Source organism: Streptomyces violaceorubidus, from assembly GCF_000717995.1.
GTDB classification, from domain to species: domain Bacteria; phylum Actinomycetota; class Actinomycetes; order Streptomycetales; family Streptomycetaceae; genus Streptomyces; species Streptomyces violaceorubidus.
This window is the reverse complement of sequence record NZ_JODM01000134.1, coordinates 1-662: the sequence shown is the minus strand read 5'-3', so window position 1 is coordinate 662 and position 662 is coordinate 1. Positions and strand designations below refer to the sequence as shown.

Genomic DNA, 662 nt, shown 5'->3' with positions numbered 1-662 from the left:
TGCAGCCGCGCCGAAAAATCCTTGTAAGCCAGGTGACTCTGATAGGCAAGATCCTCATTGGCCTGCGGCATACGCTCACCCATGACCATAAAAAAGAGAACATTCGCCCAGTCAGGCACCTCAATCGCCATGACGGATCAGCACTCCCCCGACGCCGCTCGTGGTGTTGCAAAACGCCCGGCAAGCGACGCTCCGGACTTCCTGGGCCCCACCGGAGACGAGGCCGGAAAGTGGATTGTCCTCCCTACCCCCATGGCGACCGGTGACATGGTCACGGAGCTCAGCCTGCTCAGCGTCGTACACACGTAACTACCGTTCGCCCCTCCCGCACTGGCACCGCCGCTCTGCCTCGAACACCCTCGGACGAAGGGTGTCGCCCCAGGCAAGGCTGCCTTGTCCCAGCGACCTGGCAGTCGTTGGCACTCCCACCTCATCTGCATCACGAAATCCGACCGTGCGCAGTTCACACGACGCCACGGCCGGCCGCAACGAAGGCATCGCCGTCTGCTTCCGGCACTTCCCCGACATTGAAGTTTCCCCGTGATCTCGGACACTGAGCCCCGTTCATCCTGAATAGTTGCAGGTCAGCAGTGTGTGGACGGCCTGGACGATGGTGCCGATACGCCGGGTGGAGCATCTGGCTCGCCGGAGGACTCGCCAGG

At 62.5% G+C, this 662-nt stretch carries 1 pseudogene; it reads right to left on the bottom strand.

Annotated elements, in window-relative coordinates:
- Positions 1 to 564: 564 nt before the first annotated feature.
- Positions 565 to 662: pseudogene (locus tag IE94_RS39770) on the bottom strand (IS5/IS1182 family transposase); the annotation flags it as partial.